Source organism: Isorropodon fossajaponicum endosymbiont JTNG4 (genome assembly GCF_016592615.1).
GTDB lineage: Bacteria > Pseudomonadota > Gammaproteobacteria > PS1 > Pseudothioglobaceae > Ruthia.
In genome coordinates this window covers 86,276-103,380 of the sequence record NZ_AP013043.1, presented here as the reverse complement: position 1 = coordinate 103,380, position 17,105 = coordinate 86,276, and the positions used below count along the sequence as shown (strand labels likewise).

General features: G+C 37.8%; 17 protein-coding genes and 2 pseudogenes. 15 read left to right on the top strand and 4 right to left on the bottom strand.

Annotation, left to right across the window (positions count from 1 at the left end):
* Nucleotides 1-2 precede the first annotated feature (2 nt).
* Nucleotides 3-4,505, bottom strand: coding sequence for a glutamate synthase large subunit (gltB, locus tag CVFO_RS00605; protein ID WP_201339680.1), 4,503 nt, complete (start codon nucleotides 4,503-4,505; stop codon nucleotides 3-5).
* A 151-nt stretch (nucleotides 4,506-4,656) separates the two neighbouring features.
* Between gltB and yaaA the strand changes: the two genes are divergently transcribed.
* Together yaaA and CVFO_RS00595 are read left to right on the top strand one after the other, a co-directional pair.
* Complete coding sequence (gene yaaA, locus CVFO_RS00600; RefSeq protein ID WP_201339679.1) at nucleotides 4,657-5,412, top strand: peroxide stress protein YaaA; 756 nt, start codon at nucleotides 4,657-4,659, stop codon at nucleotides 5,410-5,412.
* Nucleotides 5,413-5,558: 146 nt separating this feature from the next.
* Nucleotides 5,559-6,065 (top strand): ComF family protein, encoded by a 507-nt coding sequence (locus CVFO_RS00595; RefSeq protein WP_225879282.1) that lies wholly within the window; start codon nucleotides 5,559-5,561, stop codon nucleotides 6,063-6,065.
* A gap of 50 nt (nucleotides 6,066-6,115) precedes the next feature.
* Here the strand turns inward: CVFO_RS00595 and CVFO_RS00590 are convergent, their stop codons facing one another.
* The gene (locus tag CVFO_RS00590; protein ID WP_201339677.1) at nucleotides 6,116-6,322 is read right to left on the bottom strand and encodes a helix-turn-helix domain-containing protein; all 207 of its coding nucleotides are present in this window, start codon (nucleotides 6,320-6,322) and stop codon (nucleotides 6,116-6,118) included.
* An 85-nt stretch (nucleotides 6,323-6,407) separates the two neighbouring features.
* On the opposite strand from CVFO_RS00590, the gene CVFO_RS00585 reads away from it, so the two are divergent.
* The 13 genes and pseudogenes from CVFO_RS00585 to CVFO_RS00520 all read left to right on the top strand — a co-directional run bounded on the left by CVFO_RS00585 (nucleotide 6,408) and on the right by CVFO_RS00520 (nucleotide 15,459).
* On the top strand, nucleotides 6,408-6,782 hold the full coding sequence (locus tag CVFO_RS00585) for a hypothetical protein (RefSeq protein ID WP_201339676.1): 375 nt from the start codon (nucleotides 6,408-6,410) through the stop codon (nucleotides 6,780-6,782).
* Nucleotides 6,694-6,912, top strand: a complete 219-nt coding sequence (gene yecR, locus CVFO_RS09600) for a YecR family lipoprotein (protein ID WP_493335917.1) — start codon at nucleotides 6,694-6,696, stop codon at nucleotides 6,910-6,912. The genes CVFO_RS00585 and yecR overlap by 89 nt, the downstream gene beginning before the upstream one ends.
* A 180-nt stretch (nucleotides 6,913-7,092) precedes the next feature.
* Nucleotides 7,093-7,588 (top strand): annotated as a pseudogene (locus CVFO_RS00575) (transposase); the annotation flags it as partial.
* 95 nt (nucleotides 7,589-7,683) lie between these two features.
* A pseudogene (locus CVFO_RS00565) lies at nucleotides 7,684-8,724 on the top strand (IS3 family transposase).
* 152 nt (nucleotides 8,725-8,876) lie between these two features.
* Complete coding sequence (locus CVFO_RS00560; protein ID WP_201339674.1) at nucleotides 8,877-9,284, top strand: RidA family protein; 408 nt, start codon at nucleotides 8,877-8,879, stop codon at nucleotides 9,282-9,284.
* A gap of 77 nt (nucleotides 9,285-9,361) precedes the next feature.
* Nucleotides 9,362-11,428: an ATP-dependent DNA helicase RecG gene (gene recG / locus CVFO_RS00555; protein WP_201339673.1), complete on the top strand. Its 2,067-nt coding sequence runs from the start codon at nucleotides 9,362-9,364 to the stop codon at nucleotides 11,426-11,428.
* A gap of 31 nt (nucleotides 11,429-11,459) precedes the next feature.
* The gene (locus tag CVFO_RS00550; RefSeq protein ID WP_201339672.1) at nucleotides 11,460-11,933 is read left to right on the top strand and encodes a chorismate--pyruvate lyase family protein; all 474 of its coding nucleotides are present in this window, start codon (nucleotides 11,460-11,462) and stop codon (nucleotides 11,931-11,933) included.
* A 36-nt stretch (nucleotides 11,934-11,969) separates the two neighbouring features.
* On the top strand, nucleotides 11,970-12,683 hold the full coding sequence (gene cmoA / locus CVFO_RS00545; protein ID WP_201339671.1) for a carboxy-S-adenosyl-L-methionine synthase CmoA: 714 nt from the start codon (nucleotides 11,970-11,972) through the stop codon (nucleotides 12,681-12,683).
* 8 nt (nucleotides 12,684-12,691) lie between these two features.
* The gene (locus CVFO_RS00540; RefSeq protein WP_201339670.1) at nucleotides 12,692-13,279 is read left to right on the top strand and encodes an aminodeoxychorismate/anthranilate synthase component II; all 588 of its coding nucleotides are present in this window, start codon (nucleotides 12,692-12,694) and stop codon (nucleotides 13,277-13,279) included.
* Nucleotides 13,280-13,282: 3 nt separating this feature from the next.
* The gene (locus CVFO_RS00535) at nucleotides 13,283-13,702 is read left to right on the top strand and encodes a rhodanese-like domain-containing protein (RefSeq protein ID WP_201339669.1); all 420 of its coding nucleotides are present in this window, start codon (nucleotides 13,283-13,285) and stop codon (nucleotides 13,700-13,702) included.
* Nucleotides 13,703-13,708: 6 nt separating this feature from the next.
* Nucleotides 13,709-13,903 carry a glutaredoxin family protein gene (locus CVFO_RS00530; RefSeq protein WP_225879281.1) on the top strand — a complete coding sequence of 65 codons (195 nt, stop codon included), beginning with the start codon at nucleotides 13,709-13,711 and terminating at the stop codon, nucleotides 13,901-13,903.
* Between the two features lie 54 nt (nucleotides 13,904-13,957).
* Nucleotides 13,958-14,935, top strand: coding sequence for an NAD(P)H-dependent glycerol-3-phosphate dehydrogenase (locus CVFO_RS00525; protein WP_201339668.1), 978 nt, complete (start codon nucleotides 13,958-13,960; stop codon nucleotides 14,933-14,935).
* Nucleotides 14,932-15,459, top strand: coding sequence for a histidine phosphatase family protein (locus CVFO_RS00520; protein WP_201339667.1), 528 nt, complete (start codon nucleotides 14,932-14,934; stop codon nucleotides 15,457-15,459). Before CVFO_RS00525 ends, CVFO_RS00520 begins: the two co-directional genes overlap by 4 nt.
* Before the next feature lie 767 nt (nucleotides 15,460-16,226).
* On the opposite strand, the gene rpsI is transcribed toward CVFO_RS00520, so the two are convergent.
* A complete protein-coding gene (rpsI, locus tag CVFO_RS00515; RefSeq protein WP_201339666.1) occupies nucleotides 16,227-16,622 on the bottom strand; it encodes a 30S ribosomal protein S9 in 396 nt (131 codons plus the stop codon).
* Nucleotides 16,623-16,636: 14 nt separating this feature from the next.
* A complete protein-coding gene (rplM, locus tag CVFO_RS00510; protein ID WP_201339665.1) occupies nucleotides 16,637-17,065 on the bottom strand; it encodes a 50S ribosomal protein L13 in 429 nt (142 codons plus the stop codon).
* Nucleotides 17,066-17,105: the final 40 nt, after the last annotated feature.

The following is a 17,105-nucleotide window of genomic DNA, read 5'->3' as shown; positions in this document are numbered from 1 at the left end:
ATTTATGCGCTGGTATTTTTTCTTAAAACACGCTTTAAATCTTTAGGCATGATTTTGATAAAATGCTTGATTTCATCATGCCAGTTGTCAAGAATGCGTGCAGCCACTTTTGAGCCAGTATATTTAGCGTGATTGTTGATGTACTGTTTTAATTCTATTTGTGCCTCATTATCCACCGGATCAAGATCAATCATGATTGGATTGGCCATAGATTCAAACGTATGATTCGGATTATAGATATAAGCAATACCACCACTCATGCCAGCACCAAAGTTACGACCCACTTCGCCTAGAATAATAACGCGACCGCCTGTCATATATTCACAACCATGATCACCAACGCCCTCTACTACAGCGATAGCACCTGAATTACGTACACAGAAACGCTCAGATACGCAACCTGATAAATACAGTTCACCACCTGTTGCGCCATAACCACAAACGTTGCCAGCAATGATTTCATTTTCAGCATTAAAGGTTGAATCTTTAGGTGGATAAACAATGATGTGGCCACCTGAGAGTCCCTTGCCAACATAATCATTAGCGTCACCTTCAACTTCTAGAGTGACGCCTTCTGCTAAGAAGGCACCAAGAGATTGACCTGCAGAGCCTTTAAAATTAATATGAACAGTGTCGTCTTTTAAGTTATTGCCACCCCGTGTTTTTACAATATATGATGAAAGCATTGTACCTACAGCACGATCAACATTGGTAATAACAGAGTCAATGCAAATTTTTTCAGCACTGTTAATGGCTGATTTTGATTGTTCAATTAACATATTGTCAATTTGTTGTTCTAATTGATGGTCTTGAGCAATGGTTTGATAAGTGCCCGTATCTTTATTGGGCTTTTTAGCAGGTGTTAATAAGGCGTCTAGGTTAATGGTTTCTTGCTTCCAGTGGTTAAGCGTTTGATTCATTTCTAGCATATCAACACGGCCAATCATTTCATTAACGGTTTTAAAACCAAGTTCTGCCATGATTAAACGCAACTCTTGAGCCACCATAAACAAGTAGTTCACCACGTGTTCAGGTTTGCCTGTAAATTTTTTACGTAATTCTTTGTCTTGTGTGGCAATGCCGACTGGGCAAATATTTAGGTGGCATTTACGCATCATAATGCAGCCCAGGGTGATCAGTGGTGCGGTTGAAAATCCAAACTCTTCAGCACCCAAAAGAATACCAATGGCAACATCTCTACCTGTTTTTAACTGCCCGTCTGTTTGAATAACCACACGTGAGCGTAAACCATTCATGACTAATGTTTGATGAGTTTCAGCCAAGCCTAACTCCCATGGCAGGCCTGCATGCTTGATTGAGGTTAGTGGTGAAGCGCCGGTGCCACCATCATGTCCAGCGATAACAATATGATCAGACTTTGCTTTAACAACACCTGCAGCAATCGTGCCCACACCTACTTCTGCAACCAATTTCACACTAATACGTGCATCTGGATTAGAGCGTTTCAGGTCAAAAATAAGTTGCGATAAATCTTCAATTGAATAAATATCATGATGAGGTGGTGGGGAAATAAGCCCTACGCCAGGCGTGGAGTGGCGTATTGAGGCGATGCCTTCATCTACTTTTGCACCAGGTAATTCGCCACCTTCGCCAGGTTTTGCGCCTTGCGAGACTTTAATTTGAATTTCATCTGCATTATTTAAGTAATCAATGGTAACGCCAAAACGCCCTGAAGCTACTTGTTTAATAGCACTACGACGTGAGTCGCCGTTGGCATCTAGCGTCCAACGCTTGGCATCTTCGCCACCCTCTCCTGTGTTTGATTTGCCACCCAAACGGTTCATGGCAATGGCTAGTGATTCGTGTGATTCTGCTGAAATAGAGCCAAAACTCATCGCCCCTGTGGCAAAGCGTTTGACAATTTCTTCAACACCCTCAACGTCATCAATAGAAATTGGGTTGGATTTTTTAAACGACATCAAACCACGTAATGTTGAGTTGCGCGTGCCTTGTTCGTTGGCATGTTTTGAAAATACCCAATAAGCCGATTCATCATTGTTGCGTGCCGCTAATTGTAAGCTGGAGATTGCTTGTGGGTCCCACATGTGTTTTTCGCCACCACTGCGCCAATGGTATTGGCCTAAATTATCCAAAGAGTTAGTTTGGTAAGCATGTTGATGGCGTTTTTCACCTTCTGTTTGCAAAATGTCAAAATTAACGCCGTCAATGCGAGACGCTGTGCCAAAAAAGCATTTATCCATTACTTCTGGTGCTAGACCTACTGCTTCGAAAATTTGAGCACCTTTGTAGGATCCTAAGGTAGAAATACCCATTTTTGCCATGACTTTTAGCATGCCTTTGGCAGTGCCTTTTCGGTAGGCAGATATAATGGCATCATCACTTTCAATGTCAATAATGCCATCACGACGTGCTTGCCATAATGCCTCAAATGCAAGGTATGGGTTGATTGCATCCGCACCAAAACCTATCATCAGGCAGAAATGATGAACCTCACGAGCCTCGCCTGTTTCAACAATAATACCCACTTGGGTGCGTTCAGCACTAGCAACTAAGTATCTGTGTAGGGCAGAAGAGGCCAATAGGCTAGATATTGCAACACGATTTTTACCAATATTACGATCAGACAGTACAATTAAACTGTGTCCATCTTTAATGGCTTGAGAGCCTTGGGCACAAATGTTGTCTAATAATTCAGATACTTTCTTATCCTTATTCATATCATAAGTAATATCAATGGTTTTGCTCGTCCAACCGCGATGATTGCAATGTCTTAATGCAGCAGCCTCTTCATTGGTTAAAATTGGATGCTCAATAACTAAGCGGTGTGCATTTTCAGCATTGTCACTTAATAAATTGCCTTCTGGTCCAATAGAACAACGCAATGACATCACCACTTCTTCACGAATAGAGTCAATTGCTGGGTTGGTTACTTGTGCAAATAATTGTTTAAAATAGTCATAGATAATACGTGATTGGCTAGACAAACACGCCAGTGCTGAGTCATTACCCATAGAGCCTACTGGGTCACGCAACTCGTTAACCAGCGGTAACAACATAAATTGCAAGGTTTCGGTGCTATAACCGAATGCTTTCAGGCGGTGCATTAATGACTCTGGGTGAAAGCCATGTGCTTCAACTTTACAAAGAAATTCTGATAGGTATATTTGTTGATCATTTAGCCAGTCTTGGTAAGGATTTTTTGAGGCAAATTCAGATTTAATCGTTTCATCATCAACCAACTCGCCTTTGTCAAAATCAACTAAAAACATCTTGCCTGGGCGTAATCTACCCTTAGTTTTGATATTATCAGTTGCCACATCAACCACGCCCACTTCACTTGCCATGATAACGCGTCCGTCATGTGTTAGATAGTAGCGTGAAGGGCGTAAGCCATTACGATCAAGCATTGCACCAATATAAGCGCCATCTGTAAAGGCAATAGAGGCAGGTCCATCCCATGGCTCCATAACGTTAGATAAATATTCATAGAATGCTCTTTTTGAAGCACTCATGTTATCGTCATTTTGCCAGGCTTCAGGCACCATCATTAGCACTGCTTCTTGCAGAGTACGACCATTCATCATCAAAAACTCTAACACATTATCAAAACTGCCAGAGTCAGATACTTCGGTTTCAATAACAGGTAAAGTTTTACCCAAATCGTCTTTAAAGAGGTCGCTTTTCAGCACGCCTTCTCTAGCATGCATCCAATTATAATTGCCTTGGCGAGTGTTAATTTCACCATTGTGTGACATGTAGCGGCAAGGCTGCGCCCTATCCCATGAAGGGAATGTGTTGGTTGAAAAACGTGAGTGCACCATTGCTAAATAGGTTGAATATTCAATATCAGATAAGTCTTGATAAAAATCAAGCACTTGTGAGCCCATTAACATGCCTTTGTAAATAATAACACTACTTGACAGGCTACAAGCGTAGAACAATAATGCTTGAGACAAAGCTGCATCTGTTCTAATGATATTTGAGGTGTGTTTTCTGATAATAAATAGTGCACGTTCAAAAGCTGGCGTGTCAATCCCCTCAGCGCGAGCAATAATTAATTGCTTGATTATAGGTTGGGATTTTCTAGCAATATTGCCAATATTGGCTTTATCAGTATTAATAGGTACATTACGCCAACCAATAAAAGTTTGACCCTCACGCGCAACAGATTGTTCTAACAAATCCATACAATGTGCTCTTTGCTTGTCGTCTTGTGGCAAGAAAATATTACCAACACTATAAGCACCTTTTTCAACCGATACACCAAATAAACGCTTAATTTCTTGAATGAAAAACTCGTGTGGAATGTTGGTTAAAATACCAGCACCATCACCTGTATTGGTTTCACAGCCACAACCACCACGATGGTCCATTCTGGATAACATTTCCAAAGCGTCAAGGGTAATTTGATGTGAAGATTCGCCTTTAATGTGGGCGATAAAACCTACGCCACAGTTCTCTTTTTCATTACTTGGATGATAAAGGCCATGCGCTTTAGGTAGGTGTAATAATTGGGTACTCATAGGTTAAAATCTACAAAATAAAAATTGAAAAAATCCCCTAATTATAACGTAAAAAATACTCTATTAATGCTTCTAATACACCCCTTTAGTGGTGTATTTATCAATCATATTAAGGTAGAATATTAACCAGTTTTTACTTAAATTTTATCTAATGTTAGCCATTATTTCTCCTTCAAAAACCCAAGATTTTTCTACTTCTAACATTGATGAATACACGCAAACATGCCAGATTAAACAGTCTAAAATATTAATTGAGATTTTAAAGGCAAAAACCCAAGATGAGATAGCACAGCTGATGTCAATTAGTGACAAACTGGCCAATTTAAACTATGAACGTTTTCAAACATTTTCAACTCCTTTTAATCCAACCAATGCCAAGCAAGCATTACTTGCATTCAAGGGCGATGTTTATAGCGGTATTGACGCCCCTTCTTTATCAATGGCAGATTTAGAGTTTGCACAAAACACCTTGCGCATGTTGTCAGGTCTATACGGCGTGATTCGTCCACTTGACTTAATTCAGCCCTATCGTTTGGAGATGGGTACTCGGCTTGAAAACCCCAAAGGGAAAAATTTATATGAGTTTTGGGGTGATGAGATTTCAACTATACTAAATGAAGATGAGACTGATACTATCATTAATCTTGCCTCTAATGAATATTTTAAAGGCATTGATCAAACAGCCTTGAATGCCAAAATCATTAACATCGCTTTTAAAGAGTTCAAAAACGACACCTATAAAATTATTGGTATTTATGCCAAGCGCGCTAGAGGTCTGATGGTTAATTTTATGATTAAAAATAGAATCACTCATGCAGAGGATTTGAAAAGTTTTGATAAAGAAGATTACCAATTCAGAGCCGAAATGTCTGATGACACAACGTCATGGGTTTTTACCAGAGGTTAATCCTCAAGCAATCCTGCGTGCTTTGCTTTGAAACTGCAAAGTTTTGTGTGTGTAAAACGTGCGAATCTAGTTTTGTTGTTAATGATAATCGTTGCCTTTGTTGTGCAGTTAAACTTTCCTCTAACTTAAGTTTTTGTGGCGAGTGTTTGAGCCATTCCCCTGCCTTTTCCAAGACTTATGTTCTTTATGATTATTCCCACGCCTGCGCACAACTCATTAAGCAGTTTAAATTTAATCGCCAATTGTGTATTGGCGATTATTTTGCCCATCAGTTGTATGGTTTATACCGCTTAATTAAAGAAAATGGCAATTATGATGCCATTATTCCCCTGCCTCTAAGTCGTGCGCGCATCAAAGAGCGAGGCTATAACCAAGCCCACGAATTACTAAGAATCATTGCTAAAAATACTAATACAGTTATTGACACTCAAAGTGTTAGGCGTATAAAAGCCACCAAGTCACTATCACCACTAAATCTAGAACAGCGGAAAAAAGAAATTAAAGGTGCATTTAGCGTACAAGCAATGTCTTATAAAAAAGTTTTATTGGTTGATGATGTTATGACCACTGGTTCTAGTCTTAATGAACTGGCAAAAACGCTCACCAAGGTTGGTGTTGAATCTTGTGATGTACTTATTCTGGCTAGGGCTTAACTAAAGAATAGACTTGCTTATGCTATTTAGTCTTATTTTCCAGGTTATTGTTAGCCATTCAAGTGATATATTTGATGCCTTAGCAAGTTTGATAAGGTGGACAGTGAGGGGTTGGAATCACCTTTTTCCCCCTTGCCACAAATTGAGCGAGACAAGTGCATCTTATCCGTTATTTGAGATTTAGACATCTTGGCATTTTCTCGTGCTTTGGTAATTCTTTGCCCAATAGTTTTTGTTTGTAGAATTTTAGTATCCATAATTGATATTTTTTATCCATTTGATTTAAAAATGTATAAAATAAGTCAATTTTGTAGAGTATTTATCTATTTTTAAGGAGTAATAATGAAATTATTAACAAGTTTAGCAGTATTGTCAGCATTAACACTAACAGGATGTAACACATCATCATCACACGTTATGGCTGACAATATGGACGGCTATGAATTTAGCAACATGAATTGTGAAGAAATAAGGGCCGAACTATTACATCTACAGTACACAGCAAATAATGCAGCAGAAATTGTAGATGATATAGCAAGTTCACAAGATAGTAAAAATGTTGCGGCGTTTTTGCTATTCTGGCCTGCTTTATTCTTAATAGAAGATAATTCCCTAGAAGCAAGAAAATATGCCCAAATCAAAGGTAAGTACGAAGCAGCAAAAAGAATCTACAGGCGTAAAGGTTGCAAGACTACTATTAAATATGAAAGCAATTAAAAGATGTTCGGCATGGGGATATACCAGTACTGAGGCATTTGGCTCTACTAAACAGTGTTTGACATATACTGGCCATGGGAATTGCATTAGGAATGTGGTTACTACAGAATTACAATATAAGGAGGAATAAACATACTAAATCAAGAAAACCAGACGACATTATTTTTTTAATATTTTAAGAAAAATTAAGTGCACTAGACCCTGTAAACCAGATTGTGTAAACCCTCATATTTTATAATCCCCGAAAAGGAGAAAAAACATGAGTAACACAATACCAAGAAACAAAAAAAAGCAACTTAACAACACAGGCATCAACCAGAAAAAGCTCCGTGCTTTTGCTGATGAACTTGCCAAAGACATCCACACCCAAGATGATTTAGCAGATCTAGCTGCTTCACTGGTTAAAATGACCATTGAAGCAGCATTAGGTGCTGAGATGGAACATCATCTTGGTTATCCAAAATATGGGCAAAATAGCAGCGAGCTTAATACAGACAGCAATGCTCGTAATGGCTATTACCCTAAAACCGTCAAAGGCAATCATGGTGAAGTTGAACTTGCTATCCCAAGAGACCGCAGAGGTAGCTTTGAACCTTTAATTATTGAAAAAGGTCAAACGCCGATTGGGTGCTTTTGATAGTCAGATATTAAGCCTATATGCCAAAGGCATAGGTACCCGTGACATCGTCTCAACCTTTAAAGAAATGTATGATGTAGACATCTCAGCAACATTGGTATCCAATGTCACTCAGCAGGCGGTTATCACCCAAGCGATTGAATGGCGTAATCGTCCACTTGATGAAATGTAATACCCCAAAAAACCACCATTCTAAAGTAGAAAATTCTATAATAAAAAATAAGGAGTTTTCACATGAAAAAATCAAGATATACAGAGTCATAAATAGTCAACATACTCAAACAAAACCAATCAGGCATATCTGTGGCTGATCTATGCCGTGAATACGCAATGTCTCAAGCCACATTTTACAAATGGAGATCTAAATACGGTGATACAGATTTTGTCTCTATGGTTAAACGCTTAAAAGAGCTAGAATCAGAAAATGCTCAATTCAAGCGTATGTATGCTGAGAGTGAGTTGAAACTGCAAATTACAAAGGATGCCTTAGCAAAAAAGTTCTAAAGCCATCCCAGTGGCGTGAGGATGGCTTTAAACATCAATGAACAAAATAAGAACACAAGTATCAAACTTATTTACGAAGTTTGTAGCATTAGTAAAAGCACTTATTATTATCAACCAAAACTCAGTGATGACAATGCTTTAATTGCCGATTGTCTACTGCGCTTAACCGCAACGCACAAGCGTTGGGGTTTTAAACTGTGCTATTTATATCTACGTAATGTTAAAGACTACAAATTTAACCATAAACGAGTGTATCGCATTTACCAAGAACTGGAGCTCAATCTAAGAATCAAGCCAAGAAGAAGAATCAAAAGAGATAAACCCGAAGCACTGAGTGTGCCAACAACTATTAACCAAACTTGGTCAATGGATTTTATGTCAGACTCACTCACTGATGGCAGGCACATTAGAACTTTTAATGTTGTCGATGATTACAATCGGGAAGGCTTGAATATTGATGTGGACTTGTCCATGCCAGCAAGACGAGTTATTCAATCATTAGAACGTTTGATTCAGTGGCGTGGCAAGCCCAAGGCTATCAGATGTGATAATGGTCCTGAATACATTAGCCAAGCATTAAGAGACTGGGTACAAGCCTTAGGTATTGAGTTAATGTACATCCAACCAGGTAAGCCAACTCAAAATGCCTACATTGAGAGATTTAACCGTACAGTAAGACAAGAGTGTTTAGATCTGCATTTGTTTGATTCTGTTGAGCAAGCACAAGATGCAACCACACAGTGGTTATGGGTTTATAATAACGAACGACCGCACTTTGCCCTAGGTGGCGTGATAAGATGACTAGCCTCTACTTTAGAGTTGTATGGAAAATTGGGGTATTACACTGTCACTACTTTTTTTAAGGTATTTAAATAGTGTTTTTAAAAAAAATATTCACCTTAATCCATTAAAGATTTCGTATAATTAATACATTCTAACTTAGACACTTTATCATGCAAAAACATATTATTTCAACTAGCAAAGCCCCTAAAGCAATTGGCACTTACTCTCAAGCAGTGTGCATTACTGGTGGCTCCAGCGTTTATTTATCTGGGCAGATTCCTCTAATACCAGAAACAATGGAAATAGTCAGCGGTGGTATTGGTGAACAAATTAATCAAGTGTTTAAAAATCTAATGGCTGTTTGTCAAAAATCTAATGGCGACTTAAAAGATATTGTCAAGCTTAATATCTATCTCACTGATCTTAACAATTTTCCAAAAGTTAATGAAATTATGTCCACCTATTTTGACGAGCCTTATCCCGCGCGTGCAGTGCTTGGTGTTAATGAATTACCCAAAGGCTCAATGGTAGAAATGGATGGAATTATGATGATAGGGCCCTGTGATTACACTTACTAAATGCACCATAAGATACGATATTCTCAAATAACTTGGTACAATTTTGATGGTTTGTTTAGATAAAATTCCACTTATTCATGCATCAATTATCTGACCCAATCATTGCATTAAATGGATTAGGTCCAAAAGCACAGCAAAAACTAAATGCCATTGGTATTTTTAATTTGGAGCATTTATTGTTTCATCTGCCAACGCACTATCAAGACAAAACCAAGCTAGCCAAACTAAATCAAGTTCAAGTAGGTGATGAGGCGTTAATTCAACTAACCATAGAGCGTATCAAACAAGTATCGACTCGCCGGCGACAACTGTTATGCTACTTATCTGATTCTGGTCATCAGGGCTTATTACTTCGATTTTTTCATTTTAATCAATATCAAAAACAAAACTTCGTTCGTGGCGATATCATCCAATGCTTTGGCGAGATAAAAATTAGCAAAAATGGCCTAGAAATGCACCATCCTGAATATCGATTAATCTCTAAAGGGCAGACTCATTTACTAGAAAAAACACTCAGTCCTATCTATGCATTAACTGCCAATATTCACCAAGCACAAATGAAAAAATGGATTGGTATTGCATTAGAAACTTTGCAACAATCAGACTTATCTGACAATTTTAAAAATCTAGCAAACAACTCTATGCCTACTCTTAAACAGGCCTTGAATACACTGCATCATCCTAAAGTTAATGATAATATCGAACAAATTGCTAATTTTAAGCACCCTTCACAACAACGCCTGATTATTGAAGAGTTGTGTGCACAACGACTTAGTTTACTCCAACTCAAAGATAAACGTAAATCCGAAAAATCTAACACCTTTAAGATTAAAAGCACTTTAACCAAAAAAATACTAAACGCCTTAGAGTTTCAACTAACACAAGCGCAGCAACGTAGCATTGATGAAATTAATTCAGATCTTGCATCGAACCATCCAATGCTCAGGCTATTGCAAGGTGATGTAGGCTCAGGAAAGACCATTGTGGCCGTATTTGCTTGTTTGCAAGCAATCGAAAATGGCTTTCAAGCAACTATTATGGCACCCACTGAAATACTTGCCGCACAACATTTACAGGGGTTTTCAAATTATTTAACCCCTTTGGGTGTTAATATTGCGTTTTTAACTGGTTCTCAAGGTGCAATACAAAGAACCGAACAACTTGAAAAAATTAACTCAGGCGAAGCACAAATTATCATCGGCACCCATGCATTGTTCCAAGCCCAAGTTATTTTTGATAAATTAGGCTTAGTAATTATTGACGAACAACATAAATTCGGTGTGCATCAACGCTTATCCCTTGTACAAAAAGCACACAACACGCCCCATCAACTGGTCATGACTGCTACCCCTATTCCAAGATCATTAACCATGAGTGCCTATGCAGATTTAGATTGTTCAGTGATTGATGAATTACCCCCTGGCAGAAAACCTACTAAAACCATTGCACTTGGCAATGATAAAAAAGACAAAGTGATTGAAAAAATCAAACAAATTTGTACTACTGGCAATCAAGTGTATTGGGTATGCACACTGATTGAAGAATCAGAAGCGCTTCGTGCTGAATCTGCCACTAATACTCATCACTATTTACAGGAAAATCTAGAAGAATTAAGCGTAGTGCTAATTCATGGAAAGATGCACAAGGATGAAAAGTCCACCATTATGGCGCAATTTTCCAAAGGACAGATTGATGTTTTGGTCGCCACCACAGTCATTGAAGTGGGTGTAAATGTCACAAATGCTTCACTCATGGTCATTGAAAACTCTGAAAGACTGGGACTTGCACAATTACACCAATTACGTGGTCGTGTAGGGCGAGGCACTGACGCTAGCATTTGTATTTTGATGTATCAGGTGCCACTCAGTCACAGTGCTTTTGCACGACTTAACACCCTAAGGCAGACAAACGATGGCTTTAAAATTGCACAAAAAGACTTAGAGCTTCGTGGCCCTGGTGAAATTCTAGGCACACAGCAAACAGGCATTGCTAATATGAAAATCGCCAATATTGTGCGTGATAGATATTTACTTAAACAAGTGCATTTTTACTCAAAACAATTCTTAAAATTAAGTAAAGACAAGCAACAAGCACTTATTACTCGTTGGATTACTGATGATAAAAGCCAATATGGCAATACTTAAAAGTGCTTAGTTGACGTAAAATAACCCAACTATGATTAACACAAAAAACTTGATATGGTCAAACTTAAATCAAGTGAGCAATATACCTAATCACGTTCTTACTTGGCTTGATGACCACCAATCCTTAACCGCTAAATTAAAGCAGAAATTTAATCACTTTTCCATCAATGTTTTATCACAAGCGGAATCTCTTGTACATGCGGATGAAACAGAGTTACTTAACTGGAACGGCCAATCTATCGTGCGTGAAGTAGAGCTTTTAGGAGATGATCAGGTTGTTGTATTTGCTAGATCAATCATCCCCATCACTAACGACACACAAAACTTATTAAAAATTGGCAATAAGCCTTTAGGCGAGGTGTTGTTTAATGATAAAAATATTAAACGTAGTCAACTACAAATCACCCACACACATGGCACTTGGGGCAGAAGGTCTATTTTTACCATTGGCTCAACTCAAGTGTTGGTCAGTGAATTTTTTATAAAAAATTTATATGCCGTATAGACCTTATAAAAATAAGCAAATTAGTCAGCCCAACTAATGCGCGATAATATTTTCACCAAAGAGAATGACTTAGTTGATTTCGCCTTTGATGCACAAGTGGCTGATGTATTTGATGACATGGTTAAACGCTCAGTACCTGGTTATCAATCTATGATCGAGATGATTAGCTTAAGTGTTAAAACTTATGGCCAAGACAATACTAATTATTATGACCTTGGCGCCTCAACAGGTGCTACTTCTATTGCACTGGGCATCAATAACCCACACTCAAATAATCAAATTATTGCCCTTGATAATTCACCAGACATGGTTAAAAAATGCCAGCAAAATTTAGCAGGTAAAATTGATAATGTTAATGTAATTTGTGGTGATATCCTTGATATGAAGTTTGAAAATACATCCATTATTGTGCTTAACCTCACCTTGCAATTTATTGCACCAAACAATAGACAAACCTTAATTGATAGAATTTATAAAGGTTTAAATAAAAATGGTGCGCTGATTATTTCTGAAAAAATTCATTTTGACAATCAACAAAAACAAAAACAAATCACCAAGTTACACTTGGACTTTAAACGCGCCAATGGTTATAGCGAGCTTGAGATTGCAAACAAACGTCAATCGATTGAAAATATACTAATAACGGATAGCAAGAAAACCCACTTTAAGCGGTTTAACGTAGCAGGCTTTAAAAATAGTATTTGTCATTTTCAGTGTCTTAACTTCGCTTCCTTTTTAGCGGTAAAATAGCGCACAGTATGTTACTGATGATTGACAATTACGATTCATTTACCTATAACTTGGTGCAATATTTTGGCGAGTTGGGGCAGGCCGTTGAAGTGTATCGTAACGATGAAATTACAATACAAGGCATTGAAAAACTTGCACCTGAATTTTTGGTAATTTCACCAGGTCCATGTACACCAAATGAGGCGGGGATTTCAATTGAGGCTATTAAGCACTTTTCTAAGAAAATACCAATTTTAGGGGTTTGCTTAGGGTTTCAGGCTATGGTCCAGGCTTTTGGCGGGCATATTATTGGTGCAAAAAAAATTATGCACGGCAAGGTGTCCAGTATTCATCACATCAATAAAGGTATATTTACAAACCTTAAAAATCCACTCAATGCAACACGCTATCACTCGTTGGTAGCGCAGCAATCAACCCTGCCAAACTGTTTTGAGGTTACCTCATGGACTAAGGATAATAAGGGAAAGATGGACGAAATTATGGGCGTTAGGCACAAAGAACTTGCCATTGAAGGAGTGCAATTTCACCCGGAATCAATTTTGACTGAACAGGGTCATGAAATGTTGGACAATTTTTTAACAGGGAAAACTTTATAAACCATGGAAATACTTGAATTTTTATTTGTTGATGAACAAATGTTTACAACCATCACACTCATATTATTAATTGCTTTGCTTGTTGGCAATATTGTTGTTGATAAATTAAAAAAATATGAAGATATTGATGCCAATGGGGCAGTCACACTCATGGATGGTAACGACCTTATCCTATTAGATGTTAGGGAGGAAAAGGAGAGAAAGGCGGGGTATATTGCTGGTGATATTCACATCCCACTTGCCAGTGTTAAGAATAAATTGTCTTCATTGGATAAGCGTAAAAAGGTACTGGTATATTGTCGTAACGGCTCTCGTTCAGCACATATTGCTGGATTATTAACACGTAATGAGTTTGAAAATGTGTACAGTTTAAAAGGTGGTTTCCAGGCATGGAAAAAAGCCAAACTACCCATTAAAACTTAATTAGTTATGGAAAAAAATATTATTTATTGCTCAGATTCTTGTCTTTTTTGCCAAAGAGCCTATCAATTACTTGAAAAAAGTGGTATTCCTTTCAAAAAATACCACGTTAAAAACCAAGGCGACTGGAATGAAGCCAAGGAAAAGACAGGTAGAGAAACCGTGCCACAAGTGTTTATTAATGGTTCATATAGGTGGATTTGATGATTTATCAGCTGCAGAGCAATCTGGAAAATTAGATGGAATTCTAAATCAGCTATGAGTAAAAACCTCAGTATTATTGGTGCTGGCGCTTGGGGAAGTGCTCTAGCCATTGCCCTTTATGATAATTTTGATACAATTTATCTACACGCCCACACTCAAAACGAAGTCAAAGCATTAAAACCAAAACATCCTGCACTGCCCACACCCTATCCTAATAATATAAAAATTACCTGTGATTTTTCTAAATTACAAGACGTCAAAGATATACTAATTGTTACACCTAGTTATGCATTTTCTGAGGTATTAGAAAAAATAAAACCACTCATTAATGACGCTCATCAAATTGCTTGGGGTACTAAAGGTTTTGATACCACCAAGAGATGTTTTTTATATGAAAGTTTTGAGCGTATATTCCCCAATCGCAATGGCTGTGTTATCTCTGGACCAAGCTTTGCCTTTGAGGTGGCAACGAATAAACCTACTGCATTAGTCGTGGCATCCGTTGATAAAAACACCAGAAATCACTTTGCGAAATTAATACAAACAAACACCCTGCGTGCTTATACCAATGCTGATATTGTCGGTGTGGAGATTGGTGGGTCAGTTAAAAATATCTTAGCCATCGCTGCGGGTATCGCTGCAGGATTAGGTTATGGTATTAACACCCAAGCAGCATTGATTACTAGGGGTCTAGCAGAGATGTCATGCCTAGGGATAAGCCTTGGTGCAAAAAATTCTACCTTTGTTGGCTTGTCTGGTTTGGGAGATTTAGTGCTGACTTGTTCAGATGATTTATCCAGAAACAGAAGATTTGGTAAAGAATTGGCTTTTAATCATAGCATTAAAAGTGCACTAGCTAATGTGGGGAGTACAGTTGAAGGTCTTAATACACTTGAGCTTATTTTATCTATTGCCAATAAAGAGCAAGTGGAAATGCCAATTTGTGGACAAGTTTATCAGGTTACTCAAGGCAAGCTAACACCTACTGAAGCAGTCAACTATCTAATGTCTAGAAAGCAAACTAACGAATGAAACTAGACTTACTTAGGCATGGCATGCCTATTGGTGGTCGTATTTATCGTGGCAATCAAGATGACTCTCTTAGCAAAAAAGGCTGGCAACAAATGCTTGACGCTTCCCAAGGGAAATCATGGGATTATATTGCCAGTTCACCCTTGATGCGTTGTGCTGAATTTGCTAAGTATTTGTCTAACAATCAAAGTACGCATTGCAAAATTTTTAATAACTTTAAAGAGCTTGGTTTTGGTGATTGGCAGGGAAAAAGTACTGATTCTATTGGTCAGACATTGGTTGATAATTTTAAATTAGACCCTATTAGTCACCGACCACCTAATGCAGAAAACCTTTATGATTTTCAAGCACGAGTTTTGTCCTCCTTTAAAGACATTGAACTTCATCATACTAATGAATCGGTTTTAATTGTAGCGCACGCTGGTGTTATCCGAGTGATTAAATCCTATTTATTAAATCTACCCATTGAAAAAATGTTTACAATGGAGGTTATTTGTGCATCCAGTGAGCGCTTTGACCTTTAAAATTTTAATCATTAGTATGATGTTTTTAGCCGTCCCAATTCAAGCAAATGAATTTCGAGGGTTAACATCATGGATAAATTCTTTTAAAACACCAGACTTTAGTCAAATTAAAAATCCTAGCCAAAGAAAAATTGCATTTTTTAATTATCTACTTCCTTTTATTGAAAAAGAAAATAAAAAAATCAGACTACTAAGGGTGCTTAATTAAAAACAATCGGTTCAACAAAATACAAATTAATAAAGAAATATCGACTGAAAAAGCACTATTAAATGCTATTGACATTATCCTAAACTCCATGATATTGGCACAAGTAGCAATAGAATCAAACTGGAGCGTTCACGATTTTCTAAACACTGGCATAACTATTTTGGCATTTGGTGCTTTAAGCCTGGCTGTGGCGTTGTGTCTAAACAACGTCCTGAGAATGCTACACATGAGATTGCAATGTTCTCTTCAGCATCCAAATCTGTAGAATATTATATGCTTAATATTAATCGACACTTTTTGCCTACACACTACTTAGAAAAATTAGGCAATACAAGCGTAATAACCGCCTTCCTATTACCGGTATTGCTTTATCAGAAGGACTGGGAGTTACTCTGGAATTGGCTTTGATTATGTTGAGCAGGTGCAAAGCATTATTAAATATAATAAACTTGAATAGTACGATTTTCTAATTTAAAAAATCGTACTATTGATGATAGACAATAAAAAACCTGCATTTATCCAAAATAAATGCAGGTTTTTATGAGCGTTTGAAAGTGACTTAACGCTTGGAGAACTGCTCGCTCTTACGTGCTTTCTTGCGACCGACTTTTTTACGCTCTACAATTCTAGCATCACGTGTTACAAAGCCTGCTTTGCGTAATTCGCCTCGTAAATCATTATCATATGCCATTAATGCACGAGTCACACCCAGTCTAATTGCACCGGCCTGACCTGTGTCACCACCGCCTTTGACCGTGATATTAAAATCAAACTTATCTCTCATTTCAACCGTATCTAATGGTTGATTGATGATCATTGAAGAGGTTTCACGTCCAAAGTATTCATTCATTGGGCGCCTGTTAACTGTAAAAACACCTTTGCCTTTGGTCATATAAACACGGGCTACTGATGTCTTTCTTCTGCCTGTTGCGTAATAAGTTTCTGTCTTTGCCATAATATTTTTTTACCTTAAATATCTAAAACTTGAGGTTGTTGCGCACTATGTGTGTGTTCGCTACCTGCAAATACTTTCATTTTTCTAAACATGTCTCTACCTAAAGGACCCTTTGGCAACATGCCTTTCACCGCTTTATTGATAATTTCCTCTGGCTTTTTGGCTTGTAAATCTTTAAATGCAATTGATTTTAAGTTACCAACATAACCTGTGTGGTGGTGATACATCTTGTCTTCAAATTTATTACCTGTTACCTTAATTTTTGAGGCGTTGATAATAACAATATAATCGCCCGTATCCGTGTGTGGTGTGTATTCAGGTTTGTGCTTACCACGAAGACGAGAGGCAATTTGCGTTGCTAAACGACCTAAGGTTTTACCGTCAGCGTCAACGAGTAACCAATCTCTTTTAACTTCATGCGCTTTAGCGCTAAATGTTTTCATAATCCAATCTATCTTCATGCAGAATAATCGAACTATTATA